At 71.9% G+C, this 19954-nt stretch carries 24 protein-coding genes; 16 read left to right on the top strand and 8 right to left on the bottom strand.

Features of this window, described 5'->3' with window-relative positions; translation table 11 throughout:
- The first annotated feature begins 94 nt into the window (after positions 1-94).
- From J2X36_RS07290 to J2X36_RS07270, 5 genes are all read left to right on the top strand, one after another.
- The gene (locus tag J2X36_RS07290) at positions 95-2098 is read left to right on the top strand and encodes an acetyl/propionyl/methylcrotonyl-CoA carboxylase subunit alpha (protein ID WP_132254493.1); all 2004 of its coding nucleotides are present in this window, start codon (positions 95-97) and stop codon (positions 2096-2098) included.
- 16 nt (positions 2099-2114) lie between these two features.
- Positions 2115-2546 (top strand): gamma-glutamylcyclotransferase family protein, encoded by a 432-nt coding sequence (locus J2X36_RS07285; protein WP_310347678.1) that lies wholly within the window; start codon positions 2115-2117, stop codon positions 2544-2546.
- Positions 2547-2651: 105 nt separating this feature from the next.
- A complete protein-coding gene (locus tag J2X36_RS07280; protein ID WP_310347676.1) occupies positions 2652-2936 on the top strand; it encodes an acylphosphatase in 285 nt (94 codons plus the stop codon).
- An 87-nt stretch (positions 2937-3023) separates the two neighbouring features.
- The gene (locus J2X36_RS07275) at positions 3024-3758 is read left to right on the top strand and encodes a DUF599 domain-containing protein (protein ID WP_132254496.1); all 735 of its coding nucleotides are present in this window, start codon (positions 3024-3026) and stop codon (positions 3756-3758) included.
- Positions 3755-4099 (top strand): DUF3253 domain-containing protein, encoded by a 345-nt coding sequence (locus J2X36_RS07270; protein WP_310347675.1) that lies wholly within the window; start codon positions 3755-3757, stop codon positions 4097-4099. The genes J2X36_RS07275 and J2X36_RS07270 overlap by 4 nt, the downstream gene beginning before the upstream one ends.
- Here J2X36_RS07270 and J2X36_RS07265 read toward each other — a convergent pair.
- The 6 genes from J2X36_RS07265 to epmA form a co-directional block, all read right to left on the bottom strand.
- Complete coding sequence (locus J2X36_RS07265) at positions 4024-4863, bottom strand: YdcF family protein (RefSeq protein ID WP_132254498.1); 840 nt, start codon at positions 4861-4863, stop codon at positions 4024-4026. The two genes, J2X36_RS07270 and J2X36_RS07265, sit on opposite strands and share 76 nt — an antisense overlap.
- Positions 4864-4911: 48 nt before the next feature.
- A complete protein-coding gene (locus tag J2X36_RS07260) occupies positions 4912-5574 on the bottom strand; it encodes a dimethylmenaquinone methyltransferase (RefSeq protein WP_310347673.1) in 663 nt (220 codons plus the stop codon).
- Positions 5575-5664: 90 nt separating this feature from the next.
- Positions 5665-6285, bottom strand: coding sequence for a glutathione S-transferase family protein (locus tag J2X36_RS07255; RefSeq protein WP_310347671.1), 621 nt, complete (start codon positions 6283-6285; stop codon positions 5665-5667).
- A 133-nt stretch (positions 6286-6418) separates the two neighbouring features.
- Positions 6419-7159, bottom strand: coding sequence for an aquaporin Z (aqpZ, locus tag J2X36_RS07250; protein ID WP_132254501.1), 741 nt, complete (start codon positions 7157-7159; stop codon positions 6419-6421).
- A gap of 259 nt (positions 7160-7418) precedes the next feature.
- The gene (locus J2X36_RS07245; RefSeq protein ID WP_310347670.1) at positions 7419-8468 is read right to left on the bottom strand and encodes a lysine-2,3-aminomutase-like protein; all 1050 of its coding nucleotides are present in this window, start codon (positions 8466-8468) and stop codon (positions 7419-7421) included.
- Entirely contained in the window at positions 8465-9520 is a 1056-nt protein-coding gene (gene epmA / locus J2X36_RS07240) for an EF-P lysine aminoacylase EpmA (RefSeq protein ID WP_310347668.1), read from the bottom strand. The genes J2X36_RS07245 and epmA overlap by 4 nt, the downstream gene beginning before the upstream one ends.
- A gap of 188 nt (positions 9521-9708) precedes the next feature.
- On the opposite strand from epmA, the gene efp reads away from it, so the two are divergent.
- A complete protein-coding gene (efp, locus tag J2X36_RS07235; protein WP_132254504.1) occupies positions 9709-10275 on the top strand; it encodes an elongation factor P in 567 nt (188 codons plus the stop codon).
- A gap of 62 nt (positions 10276-10337) precedes the next feature.
- On the opposite strand, the gene J2X36_RS07230 is transcribed toward efp, so the two are convergent.
- On the bottom strand, positions 10338-11348 hold the full coding sequence (locus J2X36_RS07230) for a heparan-alpha-glucosaminide N-acetyltransferase (RefSeq protein ID WP_310347665.1): 1011 nt from the start codon (positions 11346-11348) through the stop codon (positions 10338-10340).
- A gap of 381 nt (positions 11349-11729) precedes the next feature.
- Between J2X36_RS07230 and J2X36_RS07225 the strand changes: the two genes are divergently transcribed.
- The 8 genes from J2X36_RS07225 (at position 11730) to J2X36_RS07190 (ending at position 16694) form a co-directional block, all read left to right on the top strand.
- On the top strand, positions 11730-12335 hold the full coding sequence (locus J2X36_RS07225; RefSeq protein WP_310347663.1) for a cold-shock protein: 606 nt from the start codon (positions 11730-11732) through the stop codon (positions 12333-12335).
- A gap of 5 nt (positions 12336-12340) precedes the next feature.
- A complete protein-coding gene (locus tag J2X36_RS07220; RefSeq protein ID WP_405029747.1) occupies positions 12341-12841 on the top strand; it encodes a DUF192 domain-containing protein in 501 nt (166 codons plus the stop codon).
- Between the two features lie 139 nt (positions 12842-12980).
- The gene (locus J2X36_RS07215) at positions 12981-13412 is read left to right on the top strand and encodes a hypothetical protein (RefSeq protein ID WP_132254508.1); all 432 of its coding nucleotides are present in this window, start codon (positions 12981-12983) and stop codon (positions 13410-13412) included.
- Positions 13413-13724: 312 nt separating this feature from the next.
- Positions 13725-14174 (top strand): response regulator, encoded by a 450-nt coding sequence (locus J2X36_RS07210; protein WP_310347662.1) that lies wholly within the window; start codon positions 13725-13727, stop codon positions 14172-14174.
- 60 nt (positions 14175-14234) lie between these two features.
- Positions 14235-14441 (top strand): hypothetical protein, encoded by a 207-nt coding sequence (locus tag J2X36_RS07205; protein WP_132254510.1) that lies wholly within the window; start codon positions 14235-14237, stop codon positions 14439-14441.
- A gap of 113 nt (positions 14442-14554) precedes the next feature.
- Positions 14555-15736, top strand: a complete 1182-nt coding sequence (locus J2X36_RS07200; protein WP_405029746.1) for an alpha/beta hydrolase — start codon at positions 14555-14557, stop codon at positions 15734-15736.
- A gap of 43 nt (positions 15737-15779) precedes the next feature.
- Positions 15780-16391 (top strand): glutathione S-transferase, encoded by a 612-nt coding sequence (locus J2X36_RS07195; protein WP_310347660.1) that lies wholly within the window; start codon positions 15780-15782, stop codon positions 16389-16391.
- Positions 16392-16481: 90 nt separating this feature from the next.
- Positions 16482-16694 (top strand): hypothetical protein, encoded by a 213-nt coding sequence (locus J2X36_RS07190; RefSeq protein ID WP_132254513.1) that lies wholly within the window; start codon positions 16482-16484, stop codon positions 16692-16694.
- Positions 16695-16762: 68 nt separating this feature from the next.
- Here the strand turns inward: J2X36_RS07190 and J2X36_RS07185 are convergent, their stop codons facing one another.
- Complete coding sequence (locus J2X36_RS07185) at positions 16763-17944, bottom strand: amidinotransferase (RefSeq protein WP_132254514.1); 1182 nt, start codon at positions 17942-17944, stop codon at positions 16763-16765.
- Positions 17945-18154: 210 nt separating this feature from the next.
- Here J2X36_RS07185 and J2X36_RS07180 point away from each other — a divergent pair, with 210 nt between their 5' ends.
- Together J2X36_RS07180 and J2X36_RS07175 are read left to right on the top strand one after the other, a co-directional pair.
- Positions 18155-19267, top strand: a complete 1113-nt coding sequence (locus tag J2X36_RS07180) for a flippase-like domain-containing protein (RefSeq protein ID WP_132254515.1) — start codon at positions 18155-18157, stop codon at positions 19265-19267.
- Positions 19258-19875 (top strand): ABC transporter substrate-binding protein, encoded by a 618-nt coding sequence (locus J2X36_RS07175; protein ID WP_310347657.1) that lies wholly within the window; start codon positions 19258-19260, stop codon positions 19873-19875. Before J2X36_RS07180 ends, J2X36_RS07175 begins: the two co-directional genes overlap by 10 nt.
- Positions 19876-19954: the final 79 nt, after the last annotated feature.

Genomic DNA, 19954 nt, shown 5'->3' with positions numbered 1-19954 from the left:
AGGTCGCCTTCCGAAACGCGCGCAAGTGCTTTAACGGGGCAAAGCTTGGGTGCATGCCCGCCGTTGCACTTCCCCGGATTGAATACGGTATTCGATGTTCGAGAAAATCCTGATCGCGAACCGCGGCGAGATCGCCTGCCGCATCATCAAGACGGCGCGCCGGATGGGCATCAAGACCGTGGCGGTCTACTCGGACGCCGACCGGGACGCGGTGCACGTCGCGATGGCGGACGAGGCCGTCCATATCGGCCCGGCGCCGGCCGCCCAATCCTACCTCCTGATCGACCGCATCATCGACGCCTGCAAGAAGACCGGCGCGCAGGCGGTGCATCCGGGCTACGGCTTCCTCTCCGAGCGCGAGGCCTTCCCGAAGGCGCTCGCCGAGGCCGGCATCGTCTTCATCGGCCCGAACCCGGGCGCCATCGCCGCGATGGGCGACAAGATCGAGTCCAAGAAGGCGGCCTCCGCCGCCAAGGTCTCGACCGTGCCGGGCTTCCTCGGCGTGATCGATTCCCCCGAGCACGCCGTGACCATCGCCGACGAGATCGGCTACCCCGTCATGATCAAGGCGTCGGCCGGCGGCGGCGGCAAGGGCATGCGCATCGCCCACTCGGCGGCCGAGGTGGCGGAGGGCTTCGCCCGCGCCAAGTCCGAGGCGGCCTCCTCCTTCGGCGACGACCGGGTCTTCGTCGAGAAGTTCATCACCGATCCGCGCCACATCGAGATCCAGGTGATCGGCGACAAGCACGGCAACGTCATCTACCTGGGCGAGCGCGAGTGCTCGATCCAGCGCCGCAACCAGAAGGTGATCGAGGAGGCGCCGTCCCCGCTCCTCGACGAGGAGACCCGCCGCAAGATGGGCGAGCAGGCGGTCGCGCTCGCCAAGGCGGTGAACTACGATTCGGCGGGCACCGTCGAGTTCGTGGCCGGCCAGGACAAGTCCTTCTACTTCCTGGAGATGAACACCCGCCTGCAGGTGGAGCACCCGGTCACCGAGATGATCACCGGGCTCGATCTCGTTGAGCTGATGATCCGCGTCGCGGCCGGCGAGAGGCTGCCGCTCGCGCAGGGCGACGTGAAGCTCGACGGCTGGGCGGTGGAGAGCCGCGTCTACGCCGAGGATCCGACCCGCAACTTCCTGCCCTCGATCGGCCGGCTGACCACCTACCAGCCGCCGGAGGAGGGGCGCCGGGGCACGGCGATCGTGCGCAACGACACCGGCGTCGAGGAGGGCGGCGAGATCGCGATCCACTACGATCCGATGATCGCCAAGCTCGTGACCTGGGCGCCGACCCGCGCCGAGGCGATCGAGGCGCAGGGAGAGGCGCTCGACGCCTTCGCGATCGACGGCATCCGCCACAACATCCCCTTCCTCTCCGCCCTGATGGCGCATCCGCGCTGGCGCGAGGGCCGGCTCTCGACGGGCTTCATCGCCGAGGAATTCCCCGAGGGGTTCGTCGCACCCGAGCCGCGGGGCGAGATCGCCCGCCGCATGGCCGCGGCCGCCGCCGCGATCGACCACAAGCTCAACCAGCGCAAGCGCGGCATCTCGGGCCAGATGCGCGATCCCGGCCTCCTCAGCTTCGAGCGCGACCGCGTCGTGATCCTGGCCGGCGAATCCTATGCCGTGACGGTCGATTCGGACGGCGACAACCTCGTCGTGACCGAGGCCGACGGCACGCCGCTCACCGTCGCGACGACATGGCGGCCGGGCGAGCCGGTCTGGTCGGGCACGATCGGCGGCGAGCGGGTCGCGATCCAGGTGCGCGGCCTCCTCAACGGCGTCGCGCTCCAGCACGCGGGCGCGGCGGCCGAGGCCCGCGTCTTCACCAAGCGCGAGGCGGAGCTCGCCGCGCTGATGCCGGTCAAGGAGCAGGCGGGCTCTGGCAAGCAGGTCCTCTGCCCGATGCCCGGCCTCGTGAAGCAGATCCTGGTCAAGGACGGCCAGGAGGTGAAGACCGGGGAGCCGCTCGCCATCGTCGAGGCGATGAAGATGGAGAACGTGCTGCGCGCCGAGCGCGACGCCACGGTCTCCAAGATCCACGCCAAGGAGGGCGACAGCCTCGCGGTCGACGCCGTGATCCTGGAATTCGCCTGAGGCGCAGAGCGGCCCCTTGCCGCTCTACTTCGCCTACGGCGCCAACATGGACGCCGCCGCGATGGCGCTGCGCTGCCCCGCCTCGCGGCTGGTGGGGCAGAGGCGGCTCAACCGGCACCGCTTCATCGTGATGCGAGAGGGCTACGCCTCCGTGGTGCGGGACCCCGCCCGCACCGTCTGGGGCGTGCTCTGGGACCTCGCCCTCGCCGACATCCCGGCCCTCGACCGCTACGAGGGCGTCGCCTCGGGGCTCTATCTCAAGGCGGCGCAGCCGGTGACGACGCAGGCGGGGGTCAAGCGCGCCCTGATCTATCTCGGCCGCAGCGTCGCCCCGGGCGTGCCGCGACCCGGCTATCTCGACGCCGTCCTCGCCGCGGCCGAGGCGGCGCAGCTTCCGCCGGCCTACCTGAAGGAGATGCGCGCCTGGGCGCGCGGCCCGGCGCCCTGAGGGGCGGACCCCGCCCGGGCGGCGTTCTCATCGCGCCCGCCGCGTGATACCTCACCGGCCGCCGGAGCCGGGACCCCTCCGCCCCGCGCAACCCGGGAGCCGCTCTTGAGCGAGACCAGAACCGTCGACGTCGTGATCAGCGGCCGCGTGCAGGGCGTCGGCTTTCGCGTCTGGACGCAGCATCAGGCGCAGCTGCACGGGCTGACCGGCCATGTGCGCAACCGCGACGACGGGGCCGTCGCCGCCACCTTCTCGGGGCCGGCCGAGGCGGTCGGCGCCATGCTGAAGGCCTGCGAGGCGGGGCCGCGCGGGGCGCGGGTCGATTCCGTCGAGCTGACGGAGCGGCCGGGATCCGGGACGTTTCCGGATTTCGAGATCCGCGGCGCCTGAAGCCGCCCCCGCGCACGGCTCCCGCACTCGACAGGGGAGGCCCCGCCGGGCTAGCGAGCGGCGGCGCGCTGCCCGACATCCGGCCCTATGACCAACCTTCCCACCGACGCCACCTTCTCGCATCTCGACCTCGCGGCCCTGATCGTCTTCGTCGTCGCCTGGGTCGGCTACGGCCTCTCGGTCGGGCGGATGCGGGGGCGGCTCGTGAGCCTCAGCCAGATCATGAACGCGCAGCGCGAGGCCTGGGCGCGGCAGATGATCGTGCGCGAGAACCGCGTGGTGGACACCACCATCAACGCCTCGCTGCAGAACGGAACCGCCTTCTTCGCCTCGACCTCGCTGATCGCGCTCGGCGGCGTGCTCACGCTCTCGCGCTCCGGCGACGAGGTCCTGACGCTGTTCGGGACGCTGCCCTTCGGCACGGTCACGACGCGCACCACCTGGGAGATCAAGGTGGCGGGGCTCGCGGTCGTGTTCGTCTACGCCTTCTTCAAGTTCGCCTGGGCCTACAGGCTGTTCAATTACGGGGCCATCCTGATCGGCGCGGTGCCGCCCAAGGGCAGCGGCGCCTCGCAGGCCGAGATGCTGCGCGCGGCGCGCCGGGCGGCCACGATGAACATCGCGGCCGGCAGCCACTTCGCGCGGGGCCAGCGGGCCTTCTTCTTCGCCCTCGCCTATCTCGGCTGGTTCGTGAGCCCCATCATCCTCATGCTGACGACGACCGCGGTCGTCCTCGTGATGTGGCGCCGCCAATTCGCCTCCGAGATCCGGTCGGCACTCCTCTCGGAGGACCCGTTGACGGTCCGGGAACCCAGCCCATGACGAATCCGCAGGACACGGCCCGCCCGACGCGTGCGAGCGAGGAGGTCATCGCCGAGACCCTGCTGCGGCTCGTCGCCGAGCGGGGGGCCGGCAAGACGATCTGCCCCTCCGAGGTGGCGCGGGCGCTCGGCGGCCCGCACCCGGACGGCTGGAGCCCCCTGATGCAGCCCGTGCGGCGCGTCGCGGTGCGGCTGATGAAGGCGGGTCAGGTCGCGATCCTGCGCAAGGGGCGGCCGGTGCCCGACCCCGACGATTTCCGCGGCATCTACCGGCTGGCGGCCGGGCCGGGCGCGTCCGGCCGGGACGCGGAGGAGGGTGCGGGGAACGCCTCCGGCGTGTAGCCGGCGAGCCTGTAGGCGAGAAGGCCGATCCACTCCTTCGCCGCGAGGTCGAGGTGGAGAAGCCCGTCCGAGGCGAAGCTGTTGAACCGGACGGCGTCCGCGAAGCCGCGCGTCCGATAGTCGACCGGGAAGGCGACGATTTCGAAGCCGGCCTGCCGGAAGCACCCGACCGAGCGCGGCATGTGCCAGGCGGAGGTGACGAGGAGCCAGCGCTCGCCCGGCTTCGGCTTGACGAGATCGGCCGTGAAGAGCGCGTTCTCGCGGGTGTTGCGGGAGCGGTGCTCCAGGATCAGCCGCGAGCGCGGCGCGCCGATCACGTCCGCCAGGCGGCCGACGACCTCCGCCTCGGACAGGCCCTGGTTGAGGCTGCCGCTGCCGCCCGAGAAGACGAGGCGCGCGCTCGGGAAGCGGCGGGCGAGGTCGGCGAGGTAGATCGGCCGCTCGCCGGCATCGTTCACGACGATCTGGCGCCGCGCCTCGGACAGGCCGGAATCGACGCCGCCCCCGAGCACGATGATGCCGGTGGGCGGCGCGGCGTCCTCGGGAAGGGCCGGGAAGCGCTCCTCGAGGGGCGCGAGCGCCAGGAAGGGCAGGGGCGAGAGCCCGGCCACGAGGAGGCCGCCGAGCCCGAAACCCGCCAGGCTCAAACCCAACCTGCGCCGACGCGTGGCGGCAAGGAGCACGATCCCGGCGAGCCCGGCGAGGATCAGGAAGTTCGAGGGCGTCAGGACGAAGAAGATCACCTTCGAGAGCGGGAAGAACATCGTCCGGACGGGCCTCGGGCGGGAGTGGCGGGTCGGGTCGTCGGGCCCTCAGCGGGTTTCCGTCTCGGCCCGGAAGCGGGCGAGCGCGGCCTCGTCCGGCGGCAGCAGCCCCGCGAGGCTGCCCCCGTTCTCGACGGCGCGCTGGATCCACAGGTCGAGGCGCTGCTGCTCGACGGCCTCGAAGGCGACGGCCTCGGCGATGGAATCCGGGATCGCCACCACGCCGTGCCCGTCGCCGACCACGATGTCGCCCGGGTGGAAGGCGGCTCCGGCGCAGGCGATCGGCTCGTTGGCGCCGGCGAGAACCAGCCCGGTCGCGGCGAGCGCGGGCGCCTCTCCGGCATCCCAGATCGGCAGGGCGCCCGGGGCCGTGAGCGCGCCGGAGATCGCGAGGCCGGCCGCGCCGCGCCGCTGGAGGCGCTCGGCCAGGATCGCGCCGAAGGGAAGCGCGTTGCCAGGACCGCCCGCGTCGATCACGACGAAGGCGCCTTCCGGCACCGCCTCGACGGCATCGGCCAGGGAGGGGCCGGGCGCGTCGCGGGCCGGGATCAGCCGCAGAGTGACGGCCTTGCCGATTGCGTGGGCGCCGCCCGTTCGGCGGCGCAGGCCGCGCGGCAGGCAGGCGGCCAGCCCGCGGCGCGCCAGCACCCGCGCGAGGCTCGCCGTCGTGACGGCCGAGAGGGCGTCCCGCAGGGTCGTGTCGATCGGCATGCCAGGAATCTCCCCAGGAATCTCCGCCCCGGCCCGCTCGGCCTCCGCTCAAGGTGGGTCGCGGGCGGGCCCCGGCAAGCCGCCCCGGCCTCAGCTGATCGGCTCGGCGATCACCTGCGCGGCGCCGGGACGGGCAGCGATCTCCGCGTACCACCGGGACAGGGCCGGCCGCTCGGCGGTCGCGAGGGGCAGGTACAGCCAGCGATGCGCGGCGCAGCCCACGGCGATGTCGGCGATGCTGAAACGGTCCCCTGCGACGAAGGGCTGGTTGGCGAGGTGCCGGTCGAGGGTCTCGGCGTGGCGCTCCGTGCGGGCGAGGGAGGCCGCGACCGCCTCGTGGTCGCGCTGCCCGTCCGCGACCCGGTAGGTCTGCCAGAAGGCGTCGCGCATGGCGGGGGTGAAGCTCGTCGCCTGCCAGTCGAGCCACTGCGCGATCCGGGCCCGGGCCCGGGCATCCTCGGGGAGGGCGAGGGGGCCGCCATGGGCCTCGGCGAGGTAGCGCAGGATCGCGTTCGATTCCCAGAGGACGAAGCCGTCCTCCTGCAGGGTCGGCACGAGGCCGTTCGGGTTCAGGACGCGGTAGGCGGCGGCGTCGACGATTCCGTGGGCGCCGCCGGCCTCGATCCGCTCGTAGGGGAGCCCGAGCTCGTCGAGGCCCCAGAGCACCTTCTGCACGTTGACCGAATTCGCCCGGCCCCAGAGCCTGCGCATGCCGAACCTCTCCCGTCAGCGCCGCGCCGCGAGGGGCCGGCGCCGGGGGAGATCGACCGGATCCGGCGCGGGCGCAAGCCCCGGCCGGGGCCCGCGCAGCGCCGGCCGGGGCCCGCGCAGCGACGGCGAAGCCTTACGCCACCGCCCGCTTCTCGACCACGACCGTGTCGACGATGTCGGCCGGCTCGTAGAGCCAGCGCGCCACGATGCCGGCGAGGATCGCGCCCGCGATCGGCGCGAGCCAGAACAGCCAGAGCTGCATCACGTAGGGCTCGCCCGCGAAGAGGGCCGGGCCGGTGCTGCGCGCCGGGTTGACCGAGGTGTTCGTCACCGGGATCGAGATCAGGTGGATCAGCACCAGGGTGAGGCCGATCGGGATGCCGGCGAAGCCCACCGCCGCCCCCTTCGAGGTGGTGCCGATGATGATGAACAGGAAGAAGAACGTCGCGAGCATCTCCGTCGCGACGCAGGCCACCAGCCCGTACTTGCCGGGGCTGAGATCGCCGTAGCCGTTCGAGGCGAAGCCCTCCGGCATCCAGCCCGGCTTGCCGGAGGCGATGGCGTAGAGCACGGCCGCCGCGACGATGGCGCCGACGACCTGCGCCACGATGTAGGGGATGACGTGGTGGTTGGCGCAGCGCCCGGCCGACCACAGGCCGAGGGTCACGGCAGGGTTGAAATGGCCGCCGGAGATGTGGCCGACCGCGTAGGCCATGGTCAGCACCGTGAAGCCGAAGGCGAAGGCCACCCCCAGGAAGCCGATGCCGAGGCCGGGAAAGGCGGCGGACAGGACGGCGGCGCCGCAGCCGCCGAAGGTGAGCCAGAAGGTGCCGAAGAATTCCGCCGTGGACCGGCGCATCAGGTCGTCGCGCATGACCGGACTCCGTGGATCGCGCAGGCGAGGAACGGCCGGAGCAGGGTGGGCGGAGGTGTCTCTCGCGGTACTCACACCGGACAACGGGCCCGCGGCGAGATGATCGGCGGCCAGATACCTGAATCCTGCGATGCAGGACGCAGCTTTACGCGCCCCTCCGAAGAGGAGCCATAGCAAAGACAACTCTTGAACGATTCGGTCTCGAAACGTACCGGCCGCTCTACTGGCGCCGCTCTTGATCAGGCCTCGGACGAGACCTTCACTCCGCCTCGCGGGGCGGGTAGGCGTGCTCCTCCCCCGACGGATCGGTGACGCGGTAGCCCGCGTCGCTCTCGCGCAGATAGGCGCTCCCGGCCGGGACCTTGCCGTGGCCGCCGGGGATGTCGAGGACGTAGAGGGGCTGGGCGAGGCCGGAGAGCCGCCCCCGCAGGGCGCGCGCCAGGGCCTGACCCTCGGCGAGCCCCGTGCGCAGATGCGCGGTGCCCGGGGCGAGGTCGCCGTGATGCAGGTAATAGGGCTTGATGCGGTTCTCGACGAAGGTGCGCATCAGCCGCTCCAGCGTCGCCGCCTCGTCGTTGACGCCCCGCAGCAGCACCGTCTGGCTCACCATCGGGATGCCGGCATCGACGAGGCGCGCGATCGCGGCGCGGCCGGCCGGGGTGAACTCGCGGGCATGGTTGGCGTGGAGCGCCGCGAAGACCGCGCCCCCGAAGCGCTTCAGGGCCGCGACGAGGTCCGCGCTCACGAGGTCCGGGCTCACGAGGGGCACCCGCGTATGGATCCGCAGCACCCGCACATGCGGGATCGCGGCGAGCGCCTCCGCGATGGCGCCGAGCCGCCGCGGCGAGAGGGCGAAGGGGTCGCCCCCCGTCAGCACCACCTCCCAGATCCCCGGCTGCGCGGCGATGTAGGCGTAGGCGGCGGCGAGCTCCGCCTCGCTCAGGGTGCCGAGCCCGTCCGGCCCCACCATCTCGCGGCGGAAGCAGAAGCGGCAATAGACGGGGCAGACGTGGAGCGGCTTCAGGAGGACGCGGTCGGGATAGCGGTGGACGAGGCCGGGCACCGGCGCGTGGGCGCCGTCGCCGATCGGGTCCGCCCGCTCCTCGGGCCGCGTCTCGGCCTCCTCGGCCCGCGGGACGAACTGGCGGCCCACCGGGTCGGCCGGATCGGCCGGATCGATCAGCTCGGCCATGTCGGGGGTGACCGCGACGGCGTAGCGGGCCGCGACCGCCTGGAGCGCCGGAAGGTCCCCGTCGCGGACGAGGCCCGCGGCCGCGAGATCGACGAGGCTCCTCAGCGGGCGCGTCACGGGGCGGTCTCCGCGACGGGGGTCCAGATCACGTCCTCGATCCGCGGGGCGCCGCTCGCCAGCATCACCAGCCGGTCGAAGCCGAGCGCGATGCCGCTCGCCTCCGGCATGGCGGCGAGGGCGGCGAGGAAATCCTCGTCGATCGGATAGGTCTCGCCGTAGACCCGGGCCTTCTCGGCCATCTCGGCCTCGAAGCGGCGGCGCTGCTCGGCCGGGTCGGTCAGCTCGCCGAAGGCGTTGGCGAGCTCGACCCCGCAGGCGTAGAGCTCGAAGCGCTCGGCCACCCGCGGGTCGCGCGGGCAGGGGCGGGCGAGCGCCGCCTCGCTCACCGGGTACTCGCACAGGATGGTCGGCCGGCCGAGCCCGAGATGGGGCTCGACCCGCGCCACGAGGACGCGGCTGAACAGGTCGGCCCAGGTGTCGTCCGGCGCGACCCGCAGGCCCGCGGCGGCGACGCCCGCCGCGAGACGATCCCGGTCCGTCGCGCCCGCGCCGTCGATCGTCGCGAGGAGGTCGATCCCGGCATGCCGGCTGAACACCTCGGCGAGCGTCAGCCGCTCGAAATCCGCCTGCGGGTCGGCCTCCCGGCCGCGGAAGCGGAGGCGGCGCGCGCCCGCGGCCTCGGCGGCGAGCGCCAGGAGTTCGGCGCAATCGGCCATCAGCACCGTGTAGCGCTCGTTCGCCCGGTACCATTCGAACATCGTGAATTCGGGATGGTGCAGCGCGCCCCGTTCCCGGTTGCGGAACACCCGCGCGAGGCTGAACAGGCGCGGCTCGCCCGCCGCCAGCAGCTTCTTGCAGGCGAATTCGGGCGAGGTGTGCAGGTAGAGGGGGCGGCGCGCCCCGTCCGGGCCGATCGCCTCCGTGGCGAAGGCGGAGAGATGCGCCTCGTTGCCCGGCGAGACCTGGAGGGCGGCGGCCTCCACCTCGACGAAGTCGAGCGCCGCGAAATGCGCCCGGATGCGGGCGGCGATGCGGTTGCGCAGCAGGAGGAGGGGGCGCCGGTCGGCATGGACCTGCGGCGACCACCAGGGTGATGAGGACGGGCTCACGGGCGGGACGCTCCGAGCGGCCCGCGGGCGTGGCCCTGCGGGCGCGACGGCATGGGACGGGCGGGGCCTTGCGGCCGCGGCGACTGGCAACCGGGCCGCGGATGCGATAGTGGCGGGAGCGAGTCGTCCCCGCGGTAACTCGCGATGGGGACGCCACCCCGTTTTGTCAACGTCAGGATCTGAACCCCGTGAAGGTGATCGCCTCAACGCTCCGCAAGGGGAACGTCGTCGAGAAGGACGGCAGGCTCTACGTGATCCTGTTCGCCGAGAACATCCATCCCGGCAAGGGCACCCCGGTGACGCAGCTCGACATGCGCCGCATCACCGACGGCGTGAAGGTCTCGGAGCGCTACCGCACCACCGAGCAGGTCGAGCGCGCCTTCGTCGAGGACCGCGAGCACACCTTCCTCTACAACGACGGCGAGGGGTTCCACTTCATGAACCCCGAGAATTACGAGCAGATCGCCGTGCCGGAGGATGTGGTCGGCGATGCCGCCCCCTACCTGCAGGAAGGCATGGCCGTGATGCTCTCGATCCACAACAACACGCCCCTCACCATCGAGCTGCCCCAGCGCGTGACGCTTGAGGTCGCTGAGACGGAGCCGGTGCTGAAGGGCCAGACCGCCTCGTCCTCCTACAAGCCCGCCGTCCTCTCGAACGGCGTGCGCACCACGGTGCCGCCGCACATCGCCGCCGGGACCCGCGTCGTCATCATGACGGCGGACGGCTCCTACGTGGAGCGCGCCAAGGACTGAGCCCCGCCGCAGGCAAGGCGCAATCGTCGAGGCCGGGCGGCAGCACCCGGCCTCGATGCGTTTCAGGGGGGCGGCGCCGCACCCTCGGCCTGGGCGTAGCAGGCCTCGGACAGGGCCTGCGCCCGCAGCGTCTCGGCCGCCGTGAATACGCGCCCGTCGCCCGACCACAGGTTCTCCCGGCGCAGCGCCTCCGCGGTGCAGCGGGCGGCCCGCCCGCAGGCGCCCACCTCGCCCCCCGTGCGTACGCAGTTGCCCGTGTAATCCGCGTGGAAGCGGTCGAGCCCGGCGCGGGGATGAGGGCCGGTCAGGGTGACGAGGCCGGTCAGGAGGGCGAGCAGGACCGGCTGGTGGACGAGATAGATCGCGAGGCTGTGCCGGCCCGCGAAGGCGAGGGCGCGTCCGATCCCGGCCGGCCGCCAGGATGCGAGGCGCGACCCCGCGAGGCGCGGCAGGAGCACGCGGCCGGCCGCCAATCCGGCGAGCACCGCCCCGAACCAGGGAAACAGCGGCACGTAATCGTTGGTGCGGGGCAGGGTGACGCCGAGGCCGAGGAAGCGCAGGGCGGGCGCGTCGAGGAGCGGGCTCGCCACGAGGTGAGGGGCCGCCGCGACGAGGAGGGCGGCGAGCCCGACGAGGAGGGGCGGAATGCGCAGGAAGGGCAGCGCCAGCACGCTCGACACCGCGATGCAGTGTAGCACGCCGAAGAAGATGAAGCTGTCGGGAAAGGCGAACGCGGTGGCGAGCGTGATGAGCAGCGCCGCGCCGCCGATCCGCAGGAGCCGGAGCAGGTAGGGCCGCGGGCGGATCCCGCCGCCGTTCATCAGCACGAGGCCGAGGCCGACCAGGACGAGGAAGCTGCCGGCGATGACATGGGCCGCCACCCGCCCCGGCGCGGTCAGCGCGTAATTGTCCGGCGTCAGGCGCAGGAAGCCGAGATCCCAGACCGTGTGGTAGGCGGCCATCGCGACGAGGGCCGCGCCGCGGGCGAGATCGACGACGGCGAAGCGCGCCGGAGGCACCGGGGAAACCTCCGCCGGCGGCAGGGGCGCAGGATCGAGCCGGGACGCGAGCATGCGCCGCTCATAACAACCCGTTCCCCCTCGATGGAAGGCCGGTTCGTCCGCCAAGCGGGTGCTTCCCGTTGCGGTTGCGCGATCTGCACAACGCTCGATTGCGGTCATCGCTGCGGCGGAACGCCTCTCGAAAACGTGAAGCCGGCGTGGCCGCCCGGGCACGCTCAAGCTTCGCCCGGCGCAATCTGCGAGTCGGATCACGGGTTTGCAGTCGCGCCGGGATTTCGCCGGCCGGAACGGACCTGTGGCACCGCTGCCGTCTCGCGGGAAATTGCGTAGGCGCGCGCCAGGACTGCCGGTCAAACAGGCTTCCGCCGAGTCGGGACTTTGTTAATCTCGTTTGTGAACCGCAAGTCGCGATTCGGTGTGGGTTGCTTAATCATGTCTGACGAATTCGGGTCGGGGCCCCGGGGCCTTCGTTCGGCAGATGGCTTGGGCAGCGCCGCGCAGATCGGCGATGCGGAGCAGCCCCTCGACCTCGTCGAGGTGGCCGGCCGCATCAAGTGGTTCGACGTCTCGAAGGGCTTCGGCTTCATCGTGCCGGACGACGGCAGCGCCGACATCCTGCTCCACGTCACCTGCCTGCGCCGCGACGGGCACCAGGCGGCCAGCGAAGGCGCCCGGATCGTGGTCGAGGCGGTCGAGCGCGCGCGGGGCTGGCAGGCTTTCCGCGTCGTCTCCCTCGACCAATCCACCGCGACGCATCCCTCCGAACTGGCGATGCCGCGCACCCACGTGACCGTGACGCCGACGAGCGGTCTCGAGACGGCGGTCGTGAAGTGGTTCAACCGCCTGCGCGGCTTCGGCTTCCTCAGCCGCGGCGACGGGACGCCGGACATCTTCGTTCACATGGAGACGCTGCGCCGCTACGGAATCGCCGAGTTGAAGCCGGGAGAGGCGGTGCTCGTGCGCTACGGCGACGGATCGAAGGGGACCATGGCCGCCGAGGTCCGCCTGATCGACGGAGCCCTGCCATCCTCCCATTGATCCGGATGGTCCCGTTGCGTCGCGTCCTCCCCTCGATCCTCTGCGCCGGTCTCGCGCTCCTCCCCTGCATCGCCCTGCCGGCCGCGCCGGCCCGGGCCCAGGCCGCCCCGGCGGAGGCTGCCCGAACCGAGCCGCTGACCATCGTCACCCGAACCGGGGCGCACGCCTTCGATGTCGAGGTGATGCGCGACGACGCCTCCCGCGCCCGCGGGCTGATGTTCCGGCGCAGCATGGCGCCCAAGCACGGCATGCTGTTCGACTTCGAGCGCTCGCTGCCCGTGAACATGTGGATGAAGAACACCTACCTGCCGCTCGACATGGTCTTCATCCGCGCCGACGGCACGATCGTCCGGATCGAGGCCGAGACCGAACCGCTTTCGACCCGCGTGATCGCCTCCGGCGAGCCGGTCCTCTCGGTGCTGGAGCTGAACGCGGGCGTCGCCGCCAAGCTCGGGATCCGGGCCGGCGACCGGGTCGAGCATCCGCTGTTCCGGCCAACGCGCTAGGAACGGGCGGCCCTCCGGCGGCACGTCACACTTTCACGAACGCATGGTGAACGGAACGCTTGACCACCGTCCCGTTTCGATCCAGTGTTCCTCTATTGTTCCATTCCTCTCCGGGATGGGGCGGCGGGGAGGCACGGCGATGATCGAGAACGCTCGGAACGGCGGCACCACCGGCGGCGTCCTCTTCCGCAACGACGATTGGACACTCTCGGACGAGGGGCTGGAGCACCGCACCGGCTACTTCATCGAGCGCGACGCCCTCGCTCAGCGCCGGGAGGAGAACCTCTGGGCCTGGCCCCTGCACATGGCCGAGAAGCGCTGGTGCACGCCGAGCCTGTTCCGAGAGGCGTTCCTGGTGGCGCTCGACCGCTTCGGCATCGGGCGGGATGCGCAGCTGGCGCCATCCTTCGCCGTCGGCATCGGCATCCGGGCCGGGCAGGGGGCGGTCGGCGAGGGCTTCGTCGCCCTGGCCGAGATCGTGCGCCCGCGCCGGCCTGCGGCCGACCGTGCGAGCGCCGGCGAGATGCGGCAGCCGCGCCGTAGCGCGCCGCGGGCCTCGGCGAGGGCCTGAGGGCGGGGCGCCCCGCCCGGCACCGCTCCACCCATCGCGTTCGGCCGCGGCCGGACGATTTCCCGACGTCGTCGCGCCTCGCCTCCGGGTGGGGCGCCTGGCGTTTGCGGAGGTCCGTCCCGCGATCCCGTCCGTCCCAATGATGCCCTGATCTTGGCTCGACCTGTGCCCTTCCGGACACGCCCAGCGCAATCGTTCTGTGCGAGGGTGCGGTGCAGGACTTGCTTTGTCTGAGGGCGGGTGAGTTACGGCGAAGGCGCGATGAAACAAAAGGACGGCCTCGCCGTTCAGCCCCCATAGAGTGGCCCGGACATGAATGACGTGACGCCGTCGGGACGCAAGCCGGTGATCCTCGTCGTGGAGGACCAACCCGACGAGCGTTTCCTCGCGGCAACCCTGTTGGAAGAGACGGGGTTCACCGTGATCGAGGCCGAGACCGCCGACAAGGCGCTGTCCATCCTCAACGACCGGGCCGAAGAGGTGAGCGTCGTCTTCTCCGACGTGCGGACGCCCGGTCCGATCGGAGGGTTCGAGCTCGCCCGGATCATCGGCGTGACCTGGCCGCGGGTGCGCGTCCTGCTGACCTCGGGCGATGCCGGCGATCAGCCGAGCGACCTGCGCGTCTCCGCGACCTTCATCCCGAAGCCCTGGCGGGCCGAGGACATCCTCGCCTGGGTCGAGCAGGCGGCGGGACGGCCGGACGGCGGGCCCTCGGTGATCGGGCAGGGCGGCAAAATAATCACCCGCGGGATGGAAACTTGAGGTCCGCTTCCCGTTGACGGCAACCCGGATGGTGCGCCGCGAACGGCGCCGCGAGTTGTCATGAAACCCGTCGCCCTCAACCACGCCGCCAATTACCGCCGCCCCGGCGCCTCCCCGTCGATCGCGGACACGCTGCTCCTCGCGAAGATCGGCGAGGACATGCGCGATCTCTACCGCGACGTCTGCGCCGGCGCGCAGCCGGCCCGCCTCGCGCAACTCGCCCTGCTCCTCGACGAGAAGCGCGCACGGGAGCCCGCGCGCGCCTGAACGGCTCTGCGGAGGGGCGCGGCGGAGGGGCGCAGCCGGCATCGCCAGCCCGCGCAAATCTGCTATGGAGGCGCACCGGCTCAGCCCGCGCGTCCCCTTCGATCGAGCATCTCATGCCTCTGACAGCTTGGCACAGCCTGATGGCCGCGGGAGTGGCGGCGGGCCTGCTCGTGGGCGCTGCACAGGCCGCGGCCCCGCCGCCCCAGCCGGCGCAGGGCCCCGGAGGCGCCGGGGACCGGGCTGCGAACGTCGTGAAGCGGGGCGTCGGCCGGGCCGGCGCCGGCACCTTCGCCTTCTACGCCGCCGGCGCCGCGCCGGCGGAGGGCCGCTCCGTCGTGGTGTTCCTGCACGCCTGGGGGGCTCCCAACCCGCAGAGCTACGGCGGCTGGATCGACCACTTGGCCCGGCAGGGCCATCTCGTCCTGTTTCCGCGCTTCCAGGAGGTGAACCGCACCCGGCCGGCCGACGCCACCGGAAACGCCGAGAGCCTCCTCAAGGCGGCGCTCGCCGAGCTCGCGAACGATCCGGACGCGAAGCCCGACCCGAAGCGCGTCGCCGTCATCGGCCACCTCGCCGGGGCGCCGCTGGCCGCGAACCTCGCGGCCGACGCGAAGGAGCAGGATCTGCCCGCGCCGAAGCTCGTCTTCGCCGTGATGCCCGGCGGCATCGCGAGCAACCCGAAGGCGCGGGGCATCGCCCTGAAGGATCTGGCCGCGATCCCCGCCGGCACGATGGTCGTCACCGTGATCGGCGACAAGGATGCCCGCGCGGCGGACGCGGCGGCGCGGCGGATCCTGCGCGAGGCGAGCGCGGTGCCGCCGGAGCGCAAGCTCTTCGTGCGGGCCCTCTCCGACGATCACGGCTTCCCGGCGCTCACCGCCACGCTCGCCGCTCCGGCCGGCGTCGAGGCCGCCTACGATGGCGGCGCGATCAAGCTGCCGCCCGACCCGAAGGACGTGAAGCCGCCGCCCTTCAAGTGGTCGGCCGACATGGCGCTCTCCGGCGAGCAGCAGACGCTCGTCGCCCAGATCAACAACGCCCGCACCGACGCGCTCGATTACCTCGCCTTCTGGAAGACGTTCGACCTCGCGGCGGCGGCGGCCTTCGCGGGCAGCGACGCCTCCGGCCTCAAGAGCAACGCCCGTTTCAGCGACATGGAGCGCTGGACCGACGGCTGGCCCGTGAAGCGCCTCGCCGTCGAGACGCCGCGGGCCACGCCCGCCCCCGCCCCGACCCCGGCGGCGAGCGGCGCCGCACCGGCCGCCCGGAACGCGGCGACGCCGGCCCGCCGCTGAAGCCGGGCCGGACGCTCCCGCCCTCCAGCCCCGAACGCCGCCCATGAAGCTCTTCCACTCCCACTTCTCGCCCTTCGTGCGGAAGGTCCTGATCTGCGCGCACGAACTCGGCCTCGCCGAGCGGATCGAGCTCCTTCCGAGTGCCGTGCACCCGGTCGAGCGCGACAGGACCGTGCTCGCCCATCACCCGCTCGCGCAGGCGCCGACGCTCCTCGACGATGCGGGCGAGGCGGTCGCCGACAGCCGGGTCATCTGCGAGTATCTCGACGCGCTCGCCGGCAACCGCCTGTTCCCGGCGCGCGGCCCCGAACGCTGGCGTGCCCTGAACGAGCAATCGGTCGCCGACGGCCTCCTCGATGCGGCCCTGCTCATCCGCTACGAGCTGACCGCGCGCGCGGGAGCCGAGCGCTCCGCCGCCTGGATCGCGGGGCAGCAGGCCAAGATCGCGAGCGCGCTCGACTGGTTCGAGGCGCGGGCGGAGAGCTTCGCGGAGCGTCTCGACATCGGCACGATCGCGACGGCCACGGCGCTCGGCTATCTCGACCTGCGCTTCCCCGATCTCGCCTGGGCCGAGGGCCGTCCGGGGCTCGCCGCATGGTACGCCGCCTTCGCCGAGCGGCCCTCGATGCGCGAGACGCGCCCGCCCGCGGCCTGATCACGATCCAGAGGCTTCGACCTTCGGACAGATGTGCCCTGGCGCACCTCTTGCTACGCTTGGAATCCCGATCGTTGGGACGCGCAAGCCATGCCCGATTTCGTCGCCGCGCTCACCGCCGCCACCGTCTTCTGCCTCGGCCTGATCGCCCTCAATGCGCTGACGCGCCTCGCCCTTCACTGGCAGATGGCACCCCACGACCTCGCCGAGAACGGCTTCCTGCAACTCGGCGGGGCGCTCCTCCTCGCCCGCGCCGCCTATCGCCGGGTGCCGCTGCCCGCGCGCAGCCGCCTCGGGCGCTGAAGGCCCCGACAACGGGAAAGGGCGCGCCGTCGCCGGCGCGCCCCTGACCCGTCGCGGCTTGGCCGCGATCAGAAGTAGGATTTCAGGGTCCCGCGGCGGCGCACGTCCAGCGTCGCGCAGTGGAAGGAGCCGCCGAACGGGCCGTAGGACAGGAACGGCGCCGGGATCGGGTCGAAGCCCCAATCCTTCAGGGCCTTGATCAGGGTCGGCTGGCTCGCGTCGACGACGATCTTCTTCTCGTCGATCGCCAGCACGTTGATCGAGGTCCAGGGCGAGCACATCGAGATCTTGCTCATGAAGCCCGCGACGGGGTCGGGGCGGGGAGCGATCAGCACGTCCCACTTCTTCAGCACGGCCGGCAGGCGCTCGACATCGACGTAGTCCGGGTTCACCAGCACCTTGCCGGGCGCGAGCGGCATGAAGGACGAATCGATGTGCATCGGCTGCGGGCAGCGGCTCTCGATCTCGTGAATGCGGAAGCCCGGCCCGAGATGGCGGCGCAGCCACTCGATGCCCATCAGGTTCGTGACGTTGGAGCGCGTGACGAAAAGGTCACGCCCGCAGCGCACGAAGTCGGCGGCGTCGAAGACCGGCTCGAACTCGTTGACCGTGAACTGCATCGGCTCGCCGGCCTTCAGGTTCGGCACCCGGTAATCGTAATTGTAGAGATCGTCCGTGAGCTGGGGCCGCGGAGCCGAGGTCCAGCGGGCGCCGGCCCGGAAATACTCCTTGAAGAGCGAGCGGTAGGCATCGCCCTCGAAGTAGCGCGAGCGCCAGCACATCGGGCTCTCGATGATCTCGTCGCCGATGACGAGGTAGGGGTCGCGCGGGCAGGCCACGCAGAAGCCGCGCGAGGACCAGCGCGGGGCCTTGAACTTGCGGGAGAAGTCGACCGCGTCCGGGCGGCGCACCTTCACGCCCTCTCCGGCCAGGATGCCGATGAAGTTGTCGAGCTCGGCCTGGGCGAGCTTCTTCATGAATTTCGGGTACTTCCAGCCGCTCGCGAAGCGGTAGAAGGGCTGCGCGGCCCGCGGCAGGTTGAAGATCACCGTGAGGTGGTGGGTGGGGATCGTGGCGCCGTCGAGCGAGCCGACGATGACCTCCTCCAGCGGGTCCCACTCGTTCCAGGCCATCACCGGCGACTGGGGCGAGGGCGCGCCCGGGCCACCCTGGTGCTGCCCGGCGAAGGCGCCGGCATGAGCGTCCTCGCGCACGGCCTCGCCGGCCGTGATGTGTGATTCGCGATCCATTCGGTCAGTCCCCTTCGGCGTTCCGGCAGCTCTTCTGGGAGGGGCTTTTGCCCCTGTGCCGCTTTGGACCGCGGTGTGTCTCTGGGGTGATAGACAACGCTGACCAAAGCTGCAACTTGCCCAGATGCTCCTCGCTTCCGGCGATTTTTTTCCGTCGGAATCACGGCGGGATTTCAGCATTTCAGCCTTCGACGAACCCGAAAGAGGATCATGAAGCGCCTGACGACCTTGGCCCTCATCGCTGGACTCTGCACGGTCGTCGGACTGTTCCTGTCCTCGGGTCTGGAGGATGTGGCGGCCGCGGTGGTGAGCGCCGGCTGGGGTGCCCTGTTCGTCGTCGTCGCGCGCGGCGTTGCCGTCGCCTGGGCCGGCCTCGGCTGGTTCGCCATCTTCCCGAAGGCCGATCGGCCGGGTCTGGCCGCCTGCATCAACCTCCGCTTCGTGCGCGAGGGCATCAACACGCTGCTGCCCGTCGCCACCGTCGGCGGCGACTTCGTGGGCGCCCGGCTCCTGACGAAGCGCGGCCTGACCGGGGGGCTTGCCGGCGCCAGCATGTTCGTCGACCTGATGACCCAGGCGCTCACCCAGCTCCTGTTCACGGTGGCCGGCCTCGGGATCCTCATCTGGCTCGCGGGCGACGGGCCGGTGGTCCGCACCGTGGCGGCGGGCCTCGCCGTGGCGGCGCCCGCCGTGGGCGCCTTCTACCTGATCCAGCGCCGCTCCGGTCACCGGGTGATCCAGGCGCTCGTCAGCCGTTTCGCCTCGGGCCGCGAGTGGCGGGCGCTCGGCGCCATCGACGTGCTCTACGACAACCTGCGCCGCCTCTACGGCCGGCCGGCCCGCATCCTCGCCGGCATCACGATCCACCTCATCGGCTGGCTGATCGGCACCCTCGAGGTCTATGTCTGCCTGCACTTCATGGGCTACCCGGTGAGCTTCGCCGAGGCCGTGGTCATCGAGAGCCTCGCGCAGGCCGTCCGCGGCGCGGCCTTCGCGGTGCCCGGCGCCCTCGGCGCCCAGGAGGGCGGCCTCATCGCCCTCTGCGCCATCTTCGGCATCCCGGCCGAGGCGGCCCTGGCCCTCTCCCTCGTCAAGCGCCTCGCCGACCTTCTCGTCGGCGTGCCGGGCCTCGTCGCGTGGCACGTGATGGAGGGCGGCAAGACCGAGGAGAGCGAGGATCGGGCGGCGGAGCTCGGGCGTCGCCTCGGCCCCGTCCTGCAGCCGGCGACCCTGGGGCCGCTGTACAGCTACGCCCCGCCGCGCGGCGCCTACGGCCCCTCCCTGAGCGAGGCCGAGCGGGGAGACCTGAAGAAGTGCGCCTGATCCGCGAAGTCCTGGTCGCGCTCCTCTGCCTCGCCGCTATCGCCGCGCCGTCCCGGTCCGCGCAGGCGGCCGACGACGAGGCCGTGAAGACGGTGCAGGCCCTCTATGCCAGCTACGAGAGCGCGCTGAAGGACGGCTCGCGCGACGTGAAAGCCCGCGCCGAGGCGATCTCGGGCCCGATGCGCGAGAGCTTCGACTTTCCGGCCATGGCGCGCGTCGCCGTCGGCCCGAAATGGAAGAGCCTGCCGGCCGACCAGCAGGCCTCGCTGACGGAAGCGTTCGTCCAGCACTTCATCGCGACCTACGCGACCCGCCTGTCGCAGGCGGCAGGCGGCACGTTCGAGGTGACGCCGAAGAGCGAGGCGCGCGCGGGCAACCGGGTGGTGCGCACGCGCGTGTCGAATGCCGCCGGCGAGGATTCCGACGTCGACTTCGTCGTGAATGCGGGCAACCGCATCCAGGACGTGCTTCTGAACGGCAATGTCAGCGAGGTCGCCGCCCTGCGCACGAGCTTCGCCGATCCGCTGAAGGCCGGCGGCGCCGACGCCCTGCAGAAATTCCTGCGCGAGCGCACCGAGAAGATGCTCGCCGCCAAACCAGCGCCTTGAAAGAGGCCGACACCTCACGCCTCTGAGGTGGCGCCGGCCGGCGCGCCTCCAATCCCCCCGATCCCTGCCGCCCGAGCGA

Source organism: Methylobacterium sp. BE186, from assembly GCF_031457035.1.
GTDB classification, from domain to species: Bacteria; Pseudomonadota; Alphaproteobacteria; order Rhizobiales; family Beijerinckiaceae; genus Methylobacterium; species Methylobacterium segetis.
Note: the sequence above shows the minus strand (reverse complement) of the source record. Positions and strands in the feature narration are given on the sequence as shown.